Below are 17872 nucleotides of genomic sequence, written 5' to 3'. Positions count from 1 at the left end.
TCTTGTTAAAAGATAGCTCTTTTTTATGGCCTTGGGTTATAGAGGTAATCGATAACGGCAAAAGTGTAAAGACCAATGAATGCAAGTGTACAAATGCCAAATAGTATAACCGTAAGTGCGCTTTTTTCTCGTCCAAAACCAATGATAGTAAGAATAACAGCAGTCCAAAATGATGCTTTCAGTAGTGTGAGTGTAGTAGGAGTTGAGTAATGAAGCCATGTTGTGGAAAGTAGGAAACCAAAGAATGTAACTAAAATAAAAGCTGTAGCTAAATAGTTAATATGTTTACCATATCTTAATAGCATGTCGCACCTCCTTTACGATTTTAAAATACAGAAAATTACAATTTCATCTTAATATAAATGAATATAAAAAGAAAGAGGTTGTCCCAACATGTCGGACAACCTCTCTATCATTACGATAATACAGCTTTAATTTTTTGGAATGCCCACTCTAAATCTTCTTCAGAGATTACTAGAGGTGGTGCGATACGAATTACATTTTCGTGTGTTTCTTTACATAATAGACCAGCTGCTTTTAGTTGTTCACAGTAAGGACGAGCTGGCTCGTTTAATTCGATACCGATGAATAAACCTTTACCACGAACTTCAGTGATCATTGGGTTATCAATCTCTTTTAATTGCCCAACTAATTTTTCACCTAATTGAAGAGAACGCTCTGTTAATTTTTCTTCTTCTAACACTTCAAGAGCCGCGATAGAAACAGCACATGCAAGTGGATTACCACCGAATGTAGAACCGTGAGAACCTGGCTCAAATACACCTAAAATGTCGCGGTTTGCTGCTACGCAAGAGATTGGGAACACACCGCCGCCAAGTGCTTTACCAAGTATGTACATGTCAGGAGTTACATTGTCCCAGTCACAAGCAAATACTTTACCAGTACGGCCTAAGCCAGTTTGGATTTCATCTGCTACAAATAAAACGTTTTCTTTTTTACATACTTCAAAAGCTTCTTTTAAGTAACCAGCTGGTGGGATATTAATTCCTGCTTCACCTTGAATTGGCTCTAAAATAAATGCTGCTGTGTTTGGTGTAATTGCAGCTTTTAATGCTTCTAAATCACCGTAAGGAATTACAACGATGCCAGGAAGCATTGGACCGAATCCACGCTTGTACTCTTCATTTGAAGACATAGAAACTGAACCCATTGTACGTCCGTGGAAGTTATCTTCACAAACGATGATTTCAGCACGGTTCGCTTCCACTTTCTTCACATCATAAGCCCAGCGACGAACTGTTTTAATTGCAGTTTCAACAGCTTCAGCACCTGTATTCATTGGAAGTACCATTTCTTTATTAGTTAGTTTCGCAACTTTTTCGTACCAAGGACCTAATTGATCGCTATGGAAAGCACGAGAAGTTAACGTAACACGATTAGCTTGGTCAATTAAAGCGTTAATAATTTTCGGGTGACGATGACCTTGGTTTACTGCAGAATATGCACTTAATAAGTCCATATAGCGGTTTCCTTCAGGATCTTCTACCCAAACACCTTCTGCTTTAGAAATAACGATTGGAAGTGGGTGATAGTTATTTGCTCCGTATGTGTCTGTAAGTTCGATAATATCCTTAGTTTGAATCATGATTGTTCCCCCTTTTGTTATTACAAGAAGTTTGTAAATACTCTAAATATTATAGCATTTAAATGTAAAAAAGCGAAACATTTCCTGAAAATAAATGAACATGTTATCATATAGAGTGAAAAAGTGTGAAAAGAGGAGGTAAGGGATACGATGGTACATATGCATATTACAGCATGGGCGTTAGGTTTAATTTTATTCTTCGTTGCGTATTCACTTTATTCAGCAGGAAGAAAAGGGAAAGGTGTACATATGGGGCTTCGCCTAATGTATATCATTATTATTGTGACAGGCTTCATGTTGTACATGAGTATTGTGAAGACAGCAACAGGTAGCATGCACATGTGGTATGGCTTGAAAATGTTAGTTGGTATTTTAGTTATCGGTGGAATGGAAATGGTTCTTGTGAAAATGAGCAAAAACAAACCAACAGGGGCGGTTTGGGGCTTATTTATTGTTGCGCTAGTAGCAGTATTTTACCTTGGGCTGAAATTACCGATTGGCTGGAAAGTATTCTAATAAAAAATAAAGCCACCTTATAATCTCAAAGACTTGGGAGATTATAAGGTGGTTTTTTACTTTATCCCGTAAACATCAGATTGGTGAAGGCTAATAATCAGTGGGCTCCCCCACTGATTAAAGTTTCACTTTATGTCGCATCGATATGCAACTCTTCTCCATTTACTTTCGTAAAACGGAACATATTTTTATTTGACGTAGTGTGACGGACGAAATGGTGCTGCAGTGTACAGATCATTTCTTCGTTATCAAACAAAAGAATATTTACTCCTTCGCGTGACTCCTCTTGCGGTAAGAAAGATAAATAATTATGACAATACATGCAATCATATAAAGAGTAGTGAAGTGATTGCAATGATTCTGTTAATAATGTGAAGACAGAGTCAGGTAATTCCTCCAGCCATTCATTATAGCTAAGAAGTAACTTTTTTCGAATACGTATCATTTCACCGTTTTGCAAATGGTGTTGCTCGTTGGCGATTTGTAATACATCTTGTTCATAGAAACGGGCTGGTAGCCAATTGTTATTATACAAAATTTCAAACCCATCTTCGGCAATATCTTCTAATAAAAACGCTTCATCATTTTCATCATCAAAGAATACCCACTCATTGTTTATATATTCTACATTACCGACTGTATGAGCACGGGGTTGATTATATAAAATATGTTTACGTTGTATCATACACGATTTCTCCTTTATGAAAAGTAGTTATTCCTGTTATAGACAGTTCGTGCATTCTTTATAACTAGACACATATAGACATAGGTGGGCATACAATAAAACACGTTTTACTGAGTGAAAATGCTATTCCATATGTGGATAGTAGGTTATCGTCAAGTTTTTCATTTTTTTGATCCGCACTCTTAGGGTGGGGATTACTGCACGTTCAAGAAAAGAAATAAGATGGAAGGATGATTTATATGTGCGGGATTACAGGATGGGTGGATTATAAACGCTCATTAGAAGGAGAAAGGGATGTCGTTACGAAGATGGCTGAGACGTTAGCCAAACGTGGGCCGGATGATAATAAAGTTTGGATTAAAGGCAATGTCGCATTTGGGCATAAACGTTTAATCGTTGTGGACCCTGAGGGTGGTAAACAACCGATGACTTGTTTAAAAGATGAAACGAATTATGCCATTTGCTATAACGGTGAACTTTATAACACAGAAGACATTCGAAAGGAATTATTAAGAAGAGGATATACGTTCAAAGGTCATTCTGATACAGAAGTATTATTAGCTTCTTATATTGAATGGAAAGAAGAATGTGTCGATCATTTAAACGGTATATATGCGTTTGCAGTATGGGACGAACAGAAAGAACAAGTATTTATTGCGAGAGATCGATTAGGTGTAAAGCCACTTTTTTATAAATATGATAGCGGACGCTTACTATTTGGTTCGGAGTTAAAAGCGATATTGTCGCATCCAGATGTGAAGGCGGAAGTAACGTTAGAAGGATTATCAGAAATATTCGGGCTCGGACCGTCAAGAACGCCTGGCCACGGTATTTATGCTGGTATAAAAGAATTGCGTCCAGGTCATGCGATGACATTTTCAAAGAACGGTTTATGTATATGGAGATATTGGAATGTAGAAAGTAAAAAACATGAAGACTCTTTTGAAGAAACAGTAGAGAAAACGCGCTTTTTATTACAAGATGCTATTACAAGACAGCTTGTTTCTGATGTACCACTATGTACTTTTTTATCAGGTGGTGTAGATTCGAGCGCTATTACAGCTATCGCAGCGAAAGAATACGAGAAATCAGGAAAAGGGCAATTACACACGTATTCTATTGATTACGAAGATAATGAAAAATACTTTAAAGCGAGTGCATTCCAGCCAAATTCAGATGCTCCGTTTATTAATTTAATGACTGAGACATTTCAAACAACCCATCATCGCTGCGTCATTTCGAATGAAAAATTAGCAGAGTATTTAACTGAAGCGGTACTCGTTCGTGATTTGCCTGGTATGGCAGATATCGATTCGTCATTATTATGGTTTTGCCGAGAAATTAAACAAGATTTTGTCGTTGGCTTATCTGGAGAATGTGCAGATGAAATATTTGGCGGATATCCGTGGTTTTATAGAGAAGATGATTTACAATCGAGTGCATTTCCGTGGATGCGTTCTACAGAGGCACGTGAACAACTTCTAAAAAAAGAATGGAGAAATAAATTAAATTTACAACAATATGTACAAAGGCGCTATGAAGAGTCGATTCAAGAAGTTCCTATTTTAGAGGGAGAAAGTCCGTTAGAAGCAAAAAGACGTCAATTATTTTATTTAAATATGGTATGGTTTATGACAACATTATTAGACAGAAAAGACCGTATGAGTATGGGGGCGAGCTTAGAAGTACGTGTTCCATTTGCAGATCATCGTCTTGTCGAATATGCGTGGAATATTCCTTGGGAAATGAAAATGTATAAAAACCGCGAAAAAGGTCTATTACGTAAAGCGTTAGAAGATGTACTTCCACATGATATCTTATATAGAAAGAAGAGTCCTTATCCGAAAACGCATAATCCACACTATACAAAAGCAGTAACAGTATGGCTTCAAAGTTTATTAACGGATAAAGGTTCAATTTTACACGAACTGTTTGATAAAGAGCAGTTGAGCGGATTGATTCAGTCTGGCGGCAGTGCATTTCAAACACCATGGTTTGGTCAATTGATGACTGGGCCACAGCTTTTAGCTCATTTAGCACAGATTCACATTTGGTTTAAAGAATATGGGGTAAATATTAAGGAATAACGGAAAAGCGGCTTACAATTATGTAAGTCGCTTTTTATTAAATAAATTGTCATATAAAATTCAGAATCATATTAGAAAAAATACTTATTTAGAATAATTATCTTTACGTATTTATTATTAGTTGTTATAATTGGAAACAAATGTTCTTGAAAAAGATTCTCATTTATAAAATTGAGGTGTTATATAGATGAAAAAGAAAAAAATAGGTTTACTCGTAATGGCGTATGGAACACCAGAATCATTAGACGATGTAGAGGCGTATTATACACATATCCGTCACGGGCGTAAGCCATCAGAAGAAGCGCTTGAAGATTTAATTGAGCGCTATAAAGCGATTGGTGGAATTTCGCCGCTTGCAAAAATTACGAAAGAACAGGCGCATAAATTAACAGATTCAATGAATAATATATTTACAGAGTATGAATTTACTTGTTACTTAGGTTTAAAACATATAGCTCCATTTATAGAAGATGCTGTAGAAGAAATGAAGCGTGATGGGATTGAGCAAACGATTAGTATCGTATTAGCGCCGCATTATTCTACATTTAGCATTAAAGCGTATAATGACCGTGCTATTCGTCTTTCAAAAGAAATCGGTGGTCCTGTTATTGAACCAATTGAACAATGGTACGATGAACCGAAGTTTATTTCGTATTGGGCAGATCAAATAAAAGAAACATTTACAAAAATTGAAGATAAAGAGAAAGCGGTCGTAATTTTTTCAGCGCATAGTTTACCAGAAAAAATTATTGCAGCAGGAGACCCTTATGTAGAACAACTAAAGCATACGGCAGATTTAATTGCAGAAGCTGCAAATATTCAAAACTATACAATCGGTTGGCAAAGTGCTGGGAATACTCCAGATCCGTGGATTGGTCCAGATGTGCAAGATTTAACGAAAGATTTATATGAAGAGCATGGGTACGAATCTTTCATATATTGCCCAGTTGGTTTTGTAGCGGAGCATTTAGAAGTTTTATATGACAACGATTATGAATGTAAAGTTGTAACGGATGAATTAAATGCCAAATATTTTAGACCAAATATGCCGAATGTGCAATCTGCATTTATCGACTGTTTGGCTGAAATTGTTTCCAAGAAAGTGAAGGAAATAGTTGACAAAGATATAGTTTTGAATAATAATTAGTTTATAATAATTTTAAACAAATAATAATTACTATGAAAGAAAGAGGAGGATCCCCCTAGATGAATCCAAATAATCGCTTAACAACAAACCAAGGTGCTCCAGTTGGAGACAACCAAAATTCTCGTACAGCTGGTCGTCGTGGACCAGTATTATTAGAAGACTATCATTTAGTAGAAAAACTTGCACACTTTGATCGTGAACGTATCCCGGAACGTGTTGTGCATGCGCGTGGTGCAGGTGCTCACGGTGTATTCGTAACGAAAAATAGTATGAAGCAATATACGAAAGCTGCATTTTTACAAAATGAAGGAACTGAAACACCTGTATTTGTTCGTTTTTCAACGGTTATTCATGGTCAAGGTTCTCCTGAAACAGCACGTGACCCACGTGGGTTCGCTGTTAAATTTTATACAGAAGAAGGAAACTACGATATCGTAGGTAATCATTTACCAGTTTTCTTCATTCGTGATGCAATTAAATTCCCTGATATGGTACATTCTTTAAAACCAGCACCTGATACGAATATTCAAACGCCAGATCGTTACTGGGATTTCATGACGTTAAGTCCAGAATCTACACATATGATGACATGGGTATTTTCTGATTACGGTACACCAGCAAGTTATCGTGAAATGGAAGGTTTCGGCGTCCATTCATTTAAATGGATTAATGAAGAAGGTAAAATTGTTTATATTAAATACCACTGGAAACCACAGCAAGGTGTACGTAACTTAAATGCGAAAGAAGTGCAAGAAGTACAAGGGAAAGACTTCAATCATGCTACTCGTGACTTGTTCGACGCGATCGAAAAAGGAAATCACCCGAAATGGGATTTACACGTACAAGTTATGCAATTAGATGAAATGGATTCTTTAGACTTTGATCCACTAGATCCAACGAAAGTATGGCCAGAAGATCGCTTCCCGTTAATTGAAGTAGGGACAATGACGTTAAATCGTAATCCGAAAAACTTCTTTGCAGAAGTAGAACAAGTAGCGTTCTCTCCAAGTGCCACTGTAAATGGTATTGAGCCATCGGAAGATAAATTATTACAAGGTCGTTTATTCTCTTACCCAGATACACAGCGTTATCGTCTTGGTGCAAATTACTTACAAATTCCTGTAAACTGCCCATACGCAGCTGTTCATAATCAACAACGTGATGGTGCGATGCAAGTGAATCAAAACCCATCTACAATCAACTACGAACCGAGCCGTCATGCAGAGAATCCAGTTGAAGACCCAGCTTACCGCGATTCAACTATGAAAGTAGAAGGCTATGTATCTCGTGAAAAAATTGACAAGCCAAATGACTTCAAACAAGCAGGTGAGCGTTACCGTTCATTCTCTAAAGAAGAGCAAGACAACTTAATTGCAAACTTAACAAATGACTTAAAAGACGTAAATGAACGCACAAAATTATTAGCTGTTTGTAACTTCTTCCGTGCAGATCAAGAATACGGTATGCGTTTAGCGCAGGCATTAAATGTTGATATTACGCAATATGTAGGAAATGCTCCGAAATAAATAGGAAAAGACGACTGGGTTTCGGTCGTCTTTTTTATGTGTAAAGTTACACGCGGGTATTCTTCAGTTTCGTTATGTCGGAATTTGTTGGTAAATCGATATCTTGTGTCGAAACGTTGATATATTGAAAGAAACAATCGATATATTTGAAAAATCGTTGATATATCCAAAAAACCGTTAATATATTTTCAATTATACTAGGTGTGGTATGTTGCCCGGTGCGCAAAAAAGAGATGCAATCTATTACTAATAGATTGCATCTCTTTTTTAGTTCACTCGCTCAGTATACTCATAAGCTTTCTCCCCATGCATCGAAATATCAAGTCCCATATGTTCCTCGTGCTCATCTACCCGGACAGGGAGGAAGAAGTTGATTGCTTTAATAATGGCATACGTCATTATAATTGTGAACGCATATGTTGCGCCGATCGCTACAAGTTGTTTCAACAGCAGCGAGGCGTTTCCGTAAAATAATCCGTTAGCGCCATCGCCGTTTACGGCAGTAGTTGCAAATAATCCTGTCGCAATACCGCCCCAAGTTCCACCGATGCCGTGACATCCGAATGCATCGAGTGTATCGTCGTATCCGAATTTTGTTTTTAAGAAAAAGACCGCTCCGAAGCATAATACGCCGCCAATTGCTCCGATAAGAAGAGCTGAGAAAGGTGTAACGAACCCGCAAGCTGGTGTAATAGCGACTAGACCGGAAACGGCGCCACAAGCAGCTCCCATCGCAGTCGGTTTTGATTGGAAGAACCACTCTGAAAGCATCCAAGTTAATGCTGAGGCAGCAGCAGCTATATTTGTATTAATAAATGCAGTTAAAGCTACATCATTTAAAGATAATGCGCTTCCGACGTTAAAACCGAACCAGCCAAACCATAATAAGCCTGCGCCTAACATTGTAAATGGCAAATGGTGAGGAGAAGAACCATTTATGTTTTTTCGTTTTCCAAGGAAAATAGCTAATACAAGACCAGCAACTCCGGAAGTGATGTGAACGACGTTTCCGCCAGCGAAGTCTAGTGCACCAAGTTCCCTTAGCCACCCGCCGACGCCCCATACCCAATGAGCGACAGGATTGTAAACAATCGTTGTCCATAGAAGGATAAAAATAAGAAAGGCAGAAAATCGCATTCTTTCAGCAAATGCACCTGAAATTAAAGCTGGAGTTAAAATGGCGAACATGAGTTGAAACATCATGAATAAATTGTGAGGAATAGTAGATGAGTAGTCTGGATTTGGTGCGTAGGTAACTCCGTTTAGACCGAACCAATCAAGTGTACCGATAAGCCCGTGCCAATCTGGTCCGAATGATAAAGAATAACCGATAACAATCCATTGAATCGAAACGATAGCCATTGCACTATAACTATGCATCGTTGTACTGAGTACATTTTTGCTGCGAACCATACCTCCATAAAAAAGTGCCAATCCTGGTGTCATCAACATGACCATTACTGTCGTCACAAACATAAAAACTGTATCTCCCATATTCATGAGCTCTCCTCCTATAATGTTAGAAAAAATAACATCGTTTTGTTATGTTTCATATCATATTCGAAAAATACCTAAAAATCAACTAAAAATTCAGAAAAATATATACATGATGTTAGAAAATATAACATAGATTATTTTGTGAGGATTGAAATCGACATATGCGTTTCTCTCGGATAATTGGTATAATATTCTTACAATTAAAAACTTGGGGGATGCGTGTGGGAAAAATACGGACTAGGAAACTATTCATTTGTTTTTGCTTAGCTTTTGTTTTGTTTGTACCAATACATACTTTTGCAGACGAAAAAAGAGAGTGGAAAGATGAAGTTATATACTCCATTATGATTGATCGCTTCAATAATGGAGAACCGAAAAATGACAAACAATTAGAAGTTGGTAATTTAGAAGGGTATCAAGGCGGGGATATAAGAGGAATTATAAAAAGGTTGGATTACATAAAAGAAATGGGTTTTACTACCGTTATGCTTTCGCCGCTTTTTGAAAGTGGAAAGTACGATGGATTAGACGTGCGAAATTTTAAAAAGGTAAATGAACATTTCGGGACAGACAATGATGTGAAAGAACTTGTAAAAGAAGCTCATGCAAAAGGAATGAAAGTTGTATTTCAATTTCCGCTTGGAGAAAACGAACGACAGGTAATTGACGCAATGAAATGGTGGATAAAAGAAGTTGATTTAGACGGAAGTTATGTTATACATAGTGAAAAAAAGCCGCGTTCCTTTTGGGGTAACGCGCAAAAAGATATGCAAGTGATAAAGAAAGATTTTCGTATTATGACAAAGGAGGATAGCGAATACAACGAAAAAATCGTAGAATCGTTTTCCGAAGCGGATGTATCGGTGAAATCGTTATACGATGTGAGTAAAAAAGAAGGGGAATTTGTTACGTTTTTAGATGATCAAGAAACAAAAAGATATGCGCGTATTGCAAAAGAAAATATGTATTATCCGCCATCACGTTTAAAACTGGCGCTTACTTATTTGTTAACATCACCTGGGATTCCGAATTTTTATTACGGAACGGAAATTGCATTAGATGGAGGAAGTGTACCCGATAATAGACGATTAATGGATTTTAAGTCAGACGAAAAATTTATGCAGCACATAACAAAACTAGGTGAACTTAGGCAGGCGAGACCGTCTTTACGACGCGGTACGTTTGAGCTTCTGTATGATAAGAGCGGGATGAGCATACTAAAACGAAAATATAAAGATGAAGTAACTTTAGTAGCAATTAATAATACGAAAGAAACACAAAAAGTCTCCTTACCTGCAAGTGCAATTGGTGAAAAACAAGAGTTAAGAGGATTGTTACAGGATGAAATTATAAGAGAGGAAAACGGAAAATTTTATCTCGTTTTAAAGCGTGAAGAATCAAACATGTATAAAGTTAACGGAGAAACAGGTGTGAATTGGTTATTTATCTCCTTAATCGTTGGTGTGAATGTATTATTTATTGCGTTTCTAATTGCAGTTAAAAGGAAGCGTAGATGAGATGAGAAATTACTCGCTCTATGTTCATGTCTTCTTATTGTATTTGTAAGTTTGTTCGGCGGGGCAATAGTGTTATTCTGTTGATATGAAATTTCTTAAGAGAAACGATGTGAGAATGAAAACGTCCCTAGTGAGAGGAGGGCCAGGTTAGGAAGAGGATTTTCTTCCTAACCTGTTTTTTGTGTTAGCACCGATAGGGAAGAATCTTTGAAGCAATCAATAATTGCAACTATATTAATTTTACATTACATTAAAAGTTAGAGAATACTCTTATACTAATACAGTGCTAAATAGTAGGTGGGAAAATGGAGTTTTACGATTTGGGTATTACCATTAAAGAGCTTAGAATTAAAAAAAATATATCACAATCCGAATTATGTCATGGAATATGTTCACAAAGTCAAATTAGCAAAATAGAAAAAGGTGTGATTTATCCATCTAGTATATTATTATATCAATTATCAGAAAGACTTGGTATTGACCCAAATAATATATTTGCATTAACTCAAAATAAAAAATTAAAATATATAGAAAATGTAAAATGCGTAATAAAAGATTGCTTAAAGCAAAAACAATATAAAGAACTTTATGAAATAGTAAAAAAAGAGAAGAACTTAAATAATTTTCAAACAAAAGAAGATAAACAATTTCTAATATGGCATGAAGCAATTGCTATATTTATGGTGGATAAATCAATAAAAACTGCTTTAGATTTTTTAAATAATGCATTAAAACTGACTTTAACTAATTCTGATTTTTTATCAGAAAGAGAAATAGATATTATGCAAACAATGGCTATATTTTATGCGGAAAATAAAGAATATGAAAAAAGTATTAATATATTAAAAAGATGTTTAACTAATTTTAATAAGTTAGATTTTCCTAGAGATAAAGAAATTAAATTGAAAATTATTTTTAATTTAGCAAAAATTTTAGGTCATGCAAATCAACATGAAGAGGCAGTAAAATACAATGATATGGGTATTAAACTAGCTATTAATCTAAATACTTTATATTTACTAGGTGAATTATACTATGGAAAAGCTTGGAATTTATTGAAACTTAAACAACCTAATGAAGAAGATGTTGCAAATAACATGAAAAAAGCATTATTTATATTTGAACTAACAGAAAAAGAAAATCTGATAAAAATGGTTAAAGAAAAATATTTTGAAAACCAAAATGAAAAAAGCCACTCATAATTCATTTGGGAATTACTTGAAATATAATAGAACCTACAGGGGAAATCCCTGTAGGTTCTAAACTTATAAACTTTCTTCTAAAATATTAAGTGTTTAATATAAATTTTTGAATAAGAGTTTACTTAGTGTACTTTTTATTTTGAAGTCTGCATCTTTATTAACAATGTATGCTTCTTTTTAACTCCATCCAAATATAATTAAAATTAAGATGGTTCAAGTCGGGGGAAGGCACTTTGGGGTGTCTTTTTTTTATGACCTTTATCATTAACTATTTAATGTTTTTTTAAATGATTACATGACATAGTTTTTTTGTACCAAGCTTTGTTGATACAGTTAGACTTATCCGTTAGTGTATTTGTATTATTAGAACATCCTACAGTATTTAGGGAGAATGTGGCTAATAAAAACCATAATATTAATTTCTTCAAAAAACCACTTCTAACTCTTTTTTAATTAACATTTTTTAGATCCTTACTAATTTTACATTACATTAAAGGTTGGGAAATATTCTTATACTCATAAATTGTTACGTTTTGGCGGGGGAGGAATTATGAGTTACAGCGATTTTTAAGATGACTTTGGCCCAGGATGTGGTTATTAAGAAAAGTAATTCAAATTGAAGGGGAAACGTCTTAAGGTATATTTTTCTTATTTTCAATAAGGTCTGCTAAATACATGTATAAAACAAATTCTACAATAAGGCCTAGTTTAATCATACGGTCACTTGTAAAGTATGCGTATGGTTAGACCCTGTTCACTTAGCAATTTTCACCGCATATACCTTTTTCTATAGTTTGTTCTCGTAATATTGTCTCTACAAGACAAAAAAGAAAACTCCTCTAATTAAGAGGAGTTTTCTTTTTAGCGGTAGTTAATGAACTGTACGTCGATTGGTAAATCAGCGCTACGAACAGCTGCGATTACTGCTTGTAAGTCATCACGGCTTTTCGCTGTAACACGTACTTGATCATCTTGTACTTGTGTTTTTACTTTTAATTTCATTTCTTTAATGATGTTGTTAATTTTTTTAGCGTTATCTTTATCGATACCTTGTTGAAGTGTTGCGCGTTGGCGAACAGTGTTGCCAGTTGCAGCTTCAACTTTTCCGTAATCTAAGTTCTTAATTGGAACGTTACGTTTTACAAGTTTAGAGATAAGAACGTCTTTTACTTGCTCTAATTTAAACTCGTCATCAGAAGTTAAAACAAGTACTTCTTTTTCTAATTTAATATCACTTTTACTTCCTTTAAAGTCATATCGGTTTTGTATTTCTTTTAATGCGATATTAATTGCGTTTGTTACTTCAGGTAATTCTACTTTCGAAACGATGTCAAAAGAACTATCTTTTGCCATAGTTAGCACCTCCAAATAAATTTCTAATCTTGTTATGTACTGTACATACTAAAGTATAGCTGAAAACGAGTCTAGACTTAAGTGTTTTCGTACTTATATTCATGTAACCTCATTTTATTATAGTGAATTTTGGGCAGTTGGACAAATACAGGAAAAATCATGTTATAATTAACTTTTGTTTGGAATGATAAAAAAGATAATTTTATATATATAGAAGGGAATTAAAAAATATGTATTTGCAAATAGGATCGATTGAACAGGTAACTGTTTTACGCGAAACGGAAATTGGATATATGGTTGGGAATGAAGAAGAGGAAATTTTCCTACATAAAAACGAAGTAGCTGGAGAAATTGAAGAAGGCGATACGATTGATGTATTCTTATACCTTGATCACCAAAATCGTATTTCAGCAACAATGAAGGAACCGATTATTACAACTTATGATTGGAACTGGGTAAAGGTTGTAGAAGTTATTCCTAGTTTAGGTGTGTTTGTTGATATTGGTGTGTCAAAAGATATACTAATTCCAGCTGATGAGTTCCCGATTTATATGCCAGTATGGCCAGAAGTAGGCGACGAATTATATTGTACGTTAAAATTAACGAATCGTGATCGTTTAATTGCTCTTCCGGCAAGAGACAGTGATATGCAAGAAATTATCGTAGATGCAACGCCATCTATGCGTAATAAAAACGTAAATGGACGTGTATATCGTTCGCTTCAAGTAGGTTCATTCGTTTTAACAGATGAACATTTCCGTGCTTTCTTACACCATACAGAAAGAAAAGAACAAGTCCGCATCGGTCAGCGTGTAACAGGCCGTATTATTGACGTAAAAGATGACGGTACAATTAACATTTCACTTCTTCCTCGTAAAGAAGAAGGAATGGAAGACGATGCTGCAGTAATTTATGCATATATGGAAGAACGAGGCGGAGCAATGCCGTTTTGGGATAAGAGCCATCCGGAAGATATTAAAGAACGCTTTAACATGAGTAAAGCTGCATTTAAGCGCGCACTTGGTAAATTGATGAAAGAAGAAAAGGTTTACCAAGAAGAAGGCTGGACGTACTTTAAGAAATAAGATAGAAGATTAAAAAGCACAACCTTATTTAAAAAGATAAGGTTGTGCTTTTTTTAATTTTCTTGAGGAGAAACAAGAGTAAACGTATCTTTCAAATCACTATCATTTATTTTAATATTTGCCTTTTTTAATTCCTCTTGTAACAATTTTTTGCTGAATACAGGATCAGCAGTACGTTCTTCCTCTAAGTTTTTGCGAATAGAGTCTTTCACTTCATCATAAGGCTTTAAAGCTTTTTTATCAGTTAATTTAATAACGTGATAACCGTTTGATGATTTTACGGGATTGCTAATTTGTCCAACATTTAGTTTGTAGGCAGCGGTTTCGAATTCAGGAGCCATTGTACCTGAATTGAAGTATCCAAGGTCTCCACCTTTATCTTTTGATAGCAGATCTTGTGATTCTTGTTTTGCTAATTCTTCAAATGAAGCACCAGCATCTAGTTTACTCTTTATTTCTTTCGCTTCATTTTCGTCACTTACTAAAATGTGACTCGCTTTAATTTCTGGCTTATAGTGGTCTTTTACGTCTTTTTCTGTAATGCTTTTCTTAATCGCTTCATTCATAGCAAGTTTGAACTTAATTTGATTTTTGAAATCCTCTTCATCTTTTAAACCATAATTTTCTAATACTTTTTTGAATTGATCTCCATATTGTTTTTTTACTTTTTCTACTTCTTTATTTACCTCTTCATCAGGTACTTTATATTTTTTTGTGATGACGTCTTGTGCCATCATTTCGTATAGCATGTCTTTTCCGTAACGATCTTTCAATTGTTTTTCGAAGTTATCCTTTGTAATGGTGGAGTCTGTTGCTGTAGCGACTGTAGCTGAGCCATTCTTTTGTCCGCAAGCAGATAGCATCAATATACTTATTAGTGCAGTAATAATGAAAATATGTTTCCCTCTCATGCCAACACCTCATCCGAATATGTTATCGCTATTGTAGAATATAGAAGTGAACATGAAGTGAATTTTTAATGTTTTTTCCTTTAAAATGTAAAAAAGTACATCAACATAATTGTTGATGTACGATGGAATCAAAGGTGATCGGTCTTTTTAGAGTATGCACGTTTACCTTGCTGAATATTTTTTTGCTCTTGCTCATTTTTTTGTGTGCGTTTTGCGTTATTATCACGTGCTTTTTTGTCGTTATCACTCGTATGTGGCATATGTATCAACTCCATTTCTAAACGTTGTACGTTTATCATTTCCTTTTTCGTAAAGACTATGTATAGCGGTGCATTTATGAAGGGTAAAGGTGGATTCGAAATGGATTTGAAGTTGAATTATACTGAACTTATAAAGAAGTTAATCGTTGTAATCATCGCAGGTTTATTAAACGCGATTGGGATGAATTTATTTTTAACGCCAGCAAAAGTGTATGCGAGCGGCTTTGCTGGATTGTCTCAATTATTATCACAAATATTAGGTGATTTTTTATCGATTCACATATCTACGGGAGTATTGTTTAGCTTATTTAATATTCCTGTCGTTATTTTAGCGTGGAAAAAGGTTGGAAAGGCCTTCACCTTTTTTAGTTTTCTTTGTGTTATATTTATGACTCTGTTTCTAGAAATCATCCCTGTTAGAGCGGTTTCGAATGATATCATATTAAATGCGATTTTTGGCGGGATTATTTCGGCAATTGGAGTAGGGATTGCTTTAAAGTGGGGTGCTTCTACAGGTGGATTAGATATTATCGCCATGATTTTATCAAAAATAAAAGATAAGCCTGTCGGTACATACTTTTTCTTTTTTAATGCAATTATCATTATCGCTGCTGGCTATGTATATGGATGGGAAAAAGCGTTATATACGCTAGTGACTTTATATGTATCAACGAGAATTATTGATGCAATTCATACTCGTCATGTAAAGATTACAGCATTAATTGTTACGAAGAATGGGGCAGATGTAAGAAAGGCGATTCACTCGCGATTAGTAAGAGGGATTACAACGATACCAGCAACAGGTGCTTATACGAATGAAAATAAAGAAATGTTAATGATGGTTATTACTCGTTATGAGTTATACGAATTAGAGAGGATTATTAAACAAGTGGACCCAGGTGCATTTACAAATATACTGCAAACAGTTGGGGTGTTCGGATTGTTTCGGAAAGATTAAAGAGGACCGAAGTTGGTCCTCTTTTTTAATGTAAATTCGTAATGTTTTGCAATTGCTCTTGCATTTCACGGAGCTGAACTTTTTCAGCAGTTGAAGAGTTTGCGTAAGCGGATTGCAAAGCATTTTTTGCTCTATACACGAGATCTTGTTGCTCAGTACCGCTTGAACAAGATACGGCATTTTCAACAGCATCTCTAGCTTGTTGGAATAGTAAGTTCCCCATTTAAACCCCTCCAAAAGAAGAGTTACTTCTTGCTTTTTCTGCCTCAGCTAATGTACCTCTGTACGGGAATCTTGCATCATGCTTCATAACAGCATCGGCTCCTTGTTGGATAAAACGTTTTGATTTGTTCTTTTTACCCATTCGAAAAACCCCCTTTATTTAGCTGAAAACAATCGACGCAATGTCTCATGCGTCTACTTATAGTATGGACATTTGGCAGGAAACTATAAGTAGGAAATTTTTAGATTACAACCCAAGAACCTCTTCTAAATATAAAGCAATACCATCTTCTTCGTTCGTTAACGTCGTATGGTTTGCGAGTGATTTTAATTCAGGGATGGCATTTCCCATTGCGATGCCGTGACCAGCAAATTCAATCATTTCAAAATCATTATCTTCATCACCGAAAGCGATAATTCGCTCTTGTGGAATGTTGTAATGACTAGAAATTTTTTGTAATCCAACTGCTTTATTTAATCCGCTTTTCACAATTTCAATAATCGGCCAAGGTGCGCCCCATTTTCTATGGTCAATTACTTCCGCATGCATATCGGTTAAATGTTGACGAATTGCAGTAGAATGCTCGTCATGTGCGTCAATTAATAAGCAAGTTGGATGATCGTTTAAAATATTTAATAAGTCTCCCGTAAAAATCTTAGGAGAGCCGAATTCGAAAATATGTTTTTTATCTTCATCAATTTCACGAACATACACATCGTCCATTACTTCCGCGTATATATTTTTTACGCCAAAATCAAAGCAAGCTCGGACAATTTCTTGCGCTGTTGCTAGCTCAAGAGGAGAGTGATGTGTTCCCCAGTTTGAATCAAGAGGATGATGTACGTAAGCGCCGTTAAAGTTTACGATAGGTGTGTTAAGATCAAGTTCTTTATAATAATCATAACTAGCACGGAATGGACGTCCTGTTGAAATAACAACAATATGTCCCTGTTCCTTTGCTTTTGCAATTGTATGTTTCGTTCGAGTGGAAATTATTTTGTTGTCTGTTAATAAAGTGCCGTCTAAGTCTAATGCGATTAAATGTTGTTTGTTCATAATTTCACCTCTTATAATAATTTTTTTGTATCTATCTGTATTTCCGTTTTTAATATGCAGAAATAAGAGGTTAGACTCGGTGAAATCACCATAGATGGAAATTTCACTATATATCCATCTTACGTCTCAAAGTGCTGTGGTGTCTACTATTTATCGTTGGAAATTAAGAAAAGTCAACATCTTTTTAGAAAGTTCAAACAATGTTTCTTTCATTATGTACAAATTGTGAAAAGGGTTACATTG

The 17872-nt window shown here is 35.3% G+C and carries 18 protein-coding genes; 8 read left to right on the top strand and 10 right to left on the bottom strand.

Annotated elements, in window-relative coordinates:
• Positions 1–23: 23 nt before the first annotated feature.
• Together ACTFO4_RS21250 and rocD are read right to left on the bottom strand one after the other, a co-directional pair.
• Positions 24–305, bottom strand: coding sequence for a hypothetical protein (locus tag ACTFO4_RS21250; RefSeq protein WP_000926857.1), 282 nt, complete (start codon positions 303–305; stop codon positions 24–26).
• A gap of 110 nt (positions 306–415) precedes the next feature.
• Positions 416–1606, bottom strand: a complete 1191-nt coding sequence (gene rocD / locus ACTFO4_RS21245; protein WP_000616658.1) for an ornithine aminotransferase — start codon at positions 1604–1606, stop codon at positions 416–418.
• 150 nt (positions 1607–1756) lie between these two features.
• Here rocD and ACTFO4_RS21240 point away from each other — a divergent pair, with 150 nt between their 5' ends.
• On the top strand, positions 1757–2122 hold the full coding sequence (locus tag ACTFO4_RS21240) for a YisL family protein (protein WP_440014486.1): 366 nt from the start codon (positions 1757–1759) through the stop codon (positions 2120–2122).
• A 130-nt stretch (positions 2123–2252) separates the two neighbouring features.
• Here ACTFO4_RS21240 and ACTFO4_RS21235 read toward each other — a convergent pair whose 3' ends face one another.
• On the bottom strand, positions 2253–2807 hold the full coding sequence (locus ACTFO4_RS21235; protein WP_000616046.1) for a DUF2777 domain-containing protein: 555 nt from the start codon (positions 2805–2807) through the stop codon (positions 2253–2255).
• Between the two features lie 239 nt (positions 2808–3046).
• On the opposite strand from ACTFO4_RS21235, the gene asnB reads away from it, so the two are divergent.
• From asnB to katB, 3 genes are all read left to right on the top strand, one after another.
• Positions 3047–4894: an asparagine synthase (glutamine-hydrolyzing) gene (gene asnB, locus ACTFO4_RS21230; protein WP_000333996.1), complete on the top strand. Its 1848-nt coding sequence runs from the start codon at positions 3047–3049 to the stop codon at positions 4892–4894.
• A gap of 187 nt (positions 4895–5081) precedes the next feature.
• Complete coding sequence (hemH, locus tag ACTFO4_RS21225) at positions 5082–6041, top strand: ferrochelatase (RefSeq protein WP_326234791.1); 960 nt, start codon at positions 5082–5084, stop codon at positions 6039–6041.
• Positions 6042–6100: 59 nt separating this feature from the next.
• Positions 6101–7567, top strand: a complete 1467-nt coding sequence (katB, locus tag ACTFO4_RS21220) for a catalase KatB (RefSeq protein ID WP_001069176.1) — start codon at positions 6101–6103, stop codon at positions 7565–7567.
• Positions 7568–7834: 267 nt separating this feature from the next.
• Here the strand turns inward: katB and ACTFO4_RS21215 are convergent, their stop codons facing one another.
• Positions 7835–9067, bottom strand: coding sequence for an ammonium transporter (locus ACTFO4_RS21215; RefSeq protein ID WP_001055855.1), 1233 nt, complete (start codon positions 9065–9067; stop codon positions 7835–7837).
• Between the two features lie 158 nt (positions 9068–9225).
• On the opposite strand from ACTFO4_RS21215, the gene ACTFO4_RS21210 reads away from it, so the two are divergent.
• Both ACTFO4_RS21210 and ACTFO4_RS21205 read left to right on the top strand, forming a co-directional pair.
• Complete coding sequence (locus ACTFO4_RS21210) at positions 9226–10581, top strand: alpha-amylase family glycosyl hydrolase (RefSeq protein ID WP_326234792.1); 1356 nt, start codon at positions 9226–9228, stop codon at positions 10579–10581.
• Between the two features lie 305 nt (positions 10582–10886).
• Entirely contained in the window at positions 10887–11783 is an 897-nt protein-coding gene (locus ACTFO4_RS21205; protein ID WP_243820912.1) for a helix-turn-helix domain-containing protein, read from the top strand.
• Between the two features lie 861 nt (positions 11784–12644).
• On the opposite strand, the gene ACTFO4_RS21200 is transcribed toward ACTFO4_RS21205, so the two are convergent.
• On the bottom strand, positions 12645–13136 hold the full coding sequence (locus tag ACTFO4_RS21200; protein WP_001040149.1) for a YajQ family cyclic di-GMP-binding protein: 492 nt from the start codon (positions 13134–13136) through the stop codon (positions 12645–12647).
• Positions 13137–13366: 230 nt separating this feature from the next.
• Here ACTFO4_RS21200 and ACTFO4_RS21195 point away from each other — a divergent pair, with 230 nt between their 5' ends.
• Positions 13367–14221 carry a CvfB family protein gene (locus ACTFO4_RS21195; protein WP_000281262.1) on the top strand — a complete coding sequence of 285 codons (855 nt, stop codon included), beginning with the start codon at positions 13367–13369 and terminating at the stop codon, positions 14219–14221.
• 53 nt (positions 14222–14274) lie between these two features.
• On the opposite strand, the gene prsA is transcribed toward ACTFO4_RS21195, so the two are convergent.
• On the bottom strand, positions 14275–15132 hold the full coding sequence (gene prsA, locus ACTFO4_RS21190; RefSeq protein ID WP_001214213.1) for a peptidylprolyl isomerase PrsA: 858 nt from the start codon (positions 15130–15132) through the stop codon (positions 14275–14277).
• Positions 15133–15260: 128 nt separating this feature from the next.
• On the bottom strand, positions 15261–15392 hold the full coding sequence (locus ACTFO4_RS21185) for a DUF3941 domain-containing protein (RefSeq protein ID WP_001120851.1): 132 nt from the start codon (positions 15390–15392) through the stop codon (positions 15261–15263).
• A gap of 100 nt (positions 15393–15492) precedes the next feature.
• On the opposite strand from ACTFO4_RS21185, the gene ACTFO4_RS21180 reads away from it, so the two are divergent.
• Complete coding sequence (locus ACTFO4_RS21180) at positions 15493–16350, top strand: YitT family protein (protein ID WP_000364431.1); 858 nt, start codon at positions 15493–15495, stop codon at positions 16348–16350.
• 25 nt (positions 16351–16375) lie between these two features.
• Here ACTFO4_RS21180 and ACTFO4_RS21175 read toward each other — a convergent pair whose 3' ends face one another.
• From ACTFO4_RS21175 to ACTFO4_RS21165, 3 genes are all read right to left on the bottom strand, one after another.
• Complete coding sequence (locus ACTFO4_RS21175; RefSeq protein ID WP_000527407.1) at positions 16376–16573, bottom strand: DUF3813 domain-containing protein; 198 nt, start codon at positions 16571–16573, stop codon at positions 16376–16378.
• Positions 16574–16714: a hypothetical protein gene (locus ACTFO4_RS21170; RefSeq protein WP_000516816.1), complete on the bottom strand. Its 141-nt coding sequence runs from the start codon at positions 16712–16714 to the stop codon at positions 16574–16576. It lies immediately after the preceding gene.
• 105 nt (positions 16715–16819) lie between these two features.
• The gene (locus tag ACTFO4_RS21165) at positions 16820–17629 is read right to left on the bottom strand and encodes a Cof-type HAD-IIB family hydrolase (RefSeq protein WP_001041232.1); all 810 of its coding nucleotides are present in this window, start codon (positions 17627–17629) and stop codon (positions 16820–16822) included.
• Between the last annotated feature and the right edge of the window lie 243 nt (positions 17630–17872).

It is taken from the genome of Bacillus cereus group sp. MYBKT14-1, from assembly GCF_051915185.1.
In the GTDB taxonomy this organism is placed as follows: Bacteria; Bacillota; Bacilli; order Bacillales; family Bacillaceae_G; genus Bacillus_A; species Bacillus_A cereus.
This window is presented reverse-complemented; position numbering and strand designations above follow the sequence as displayed.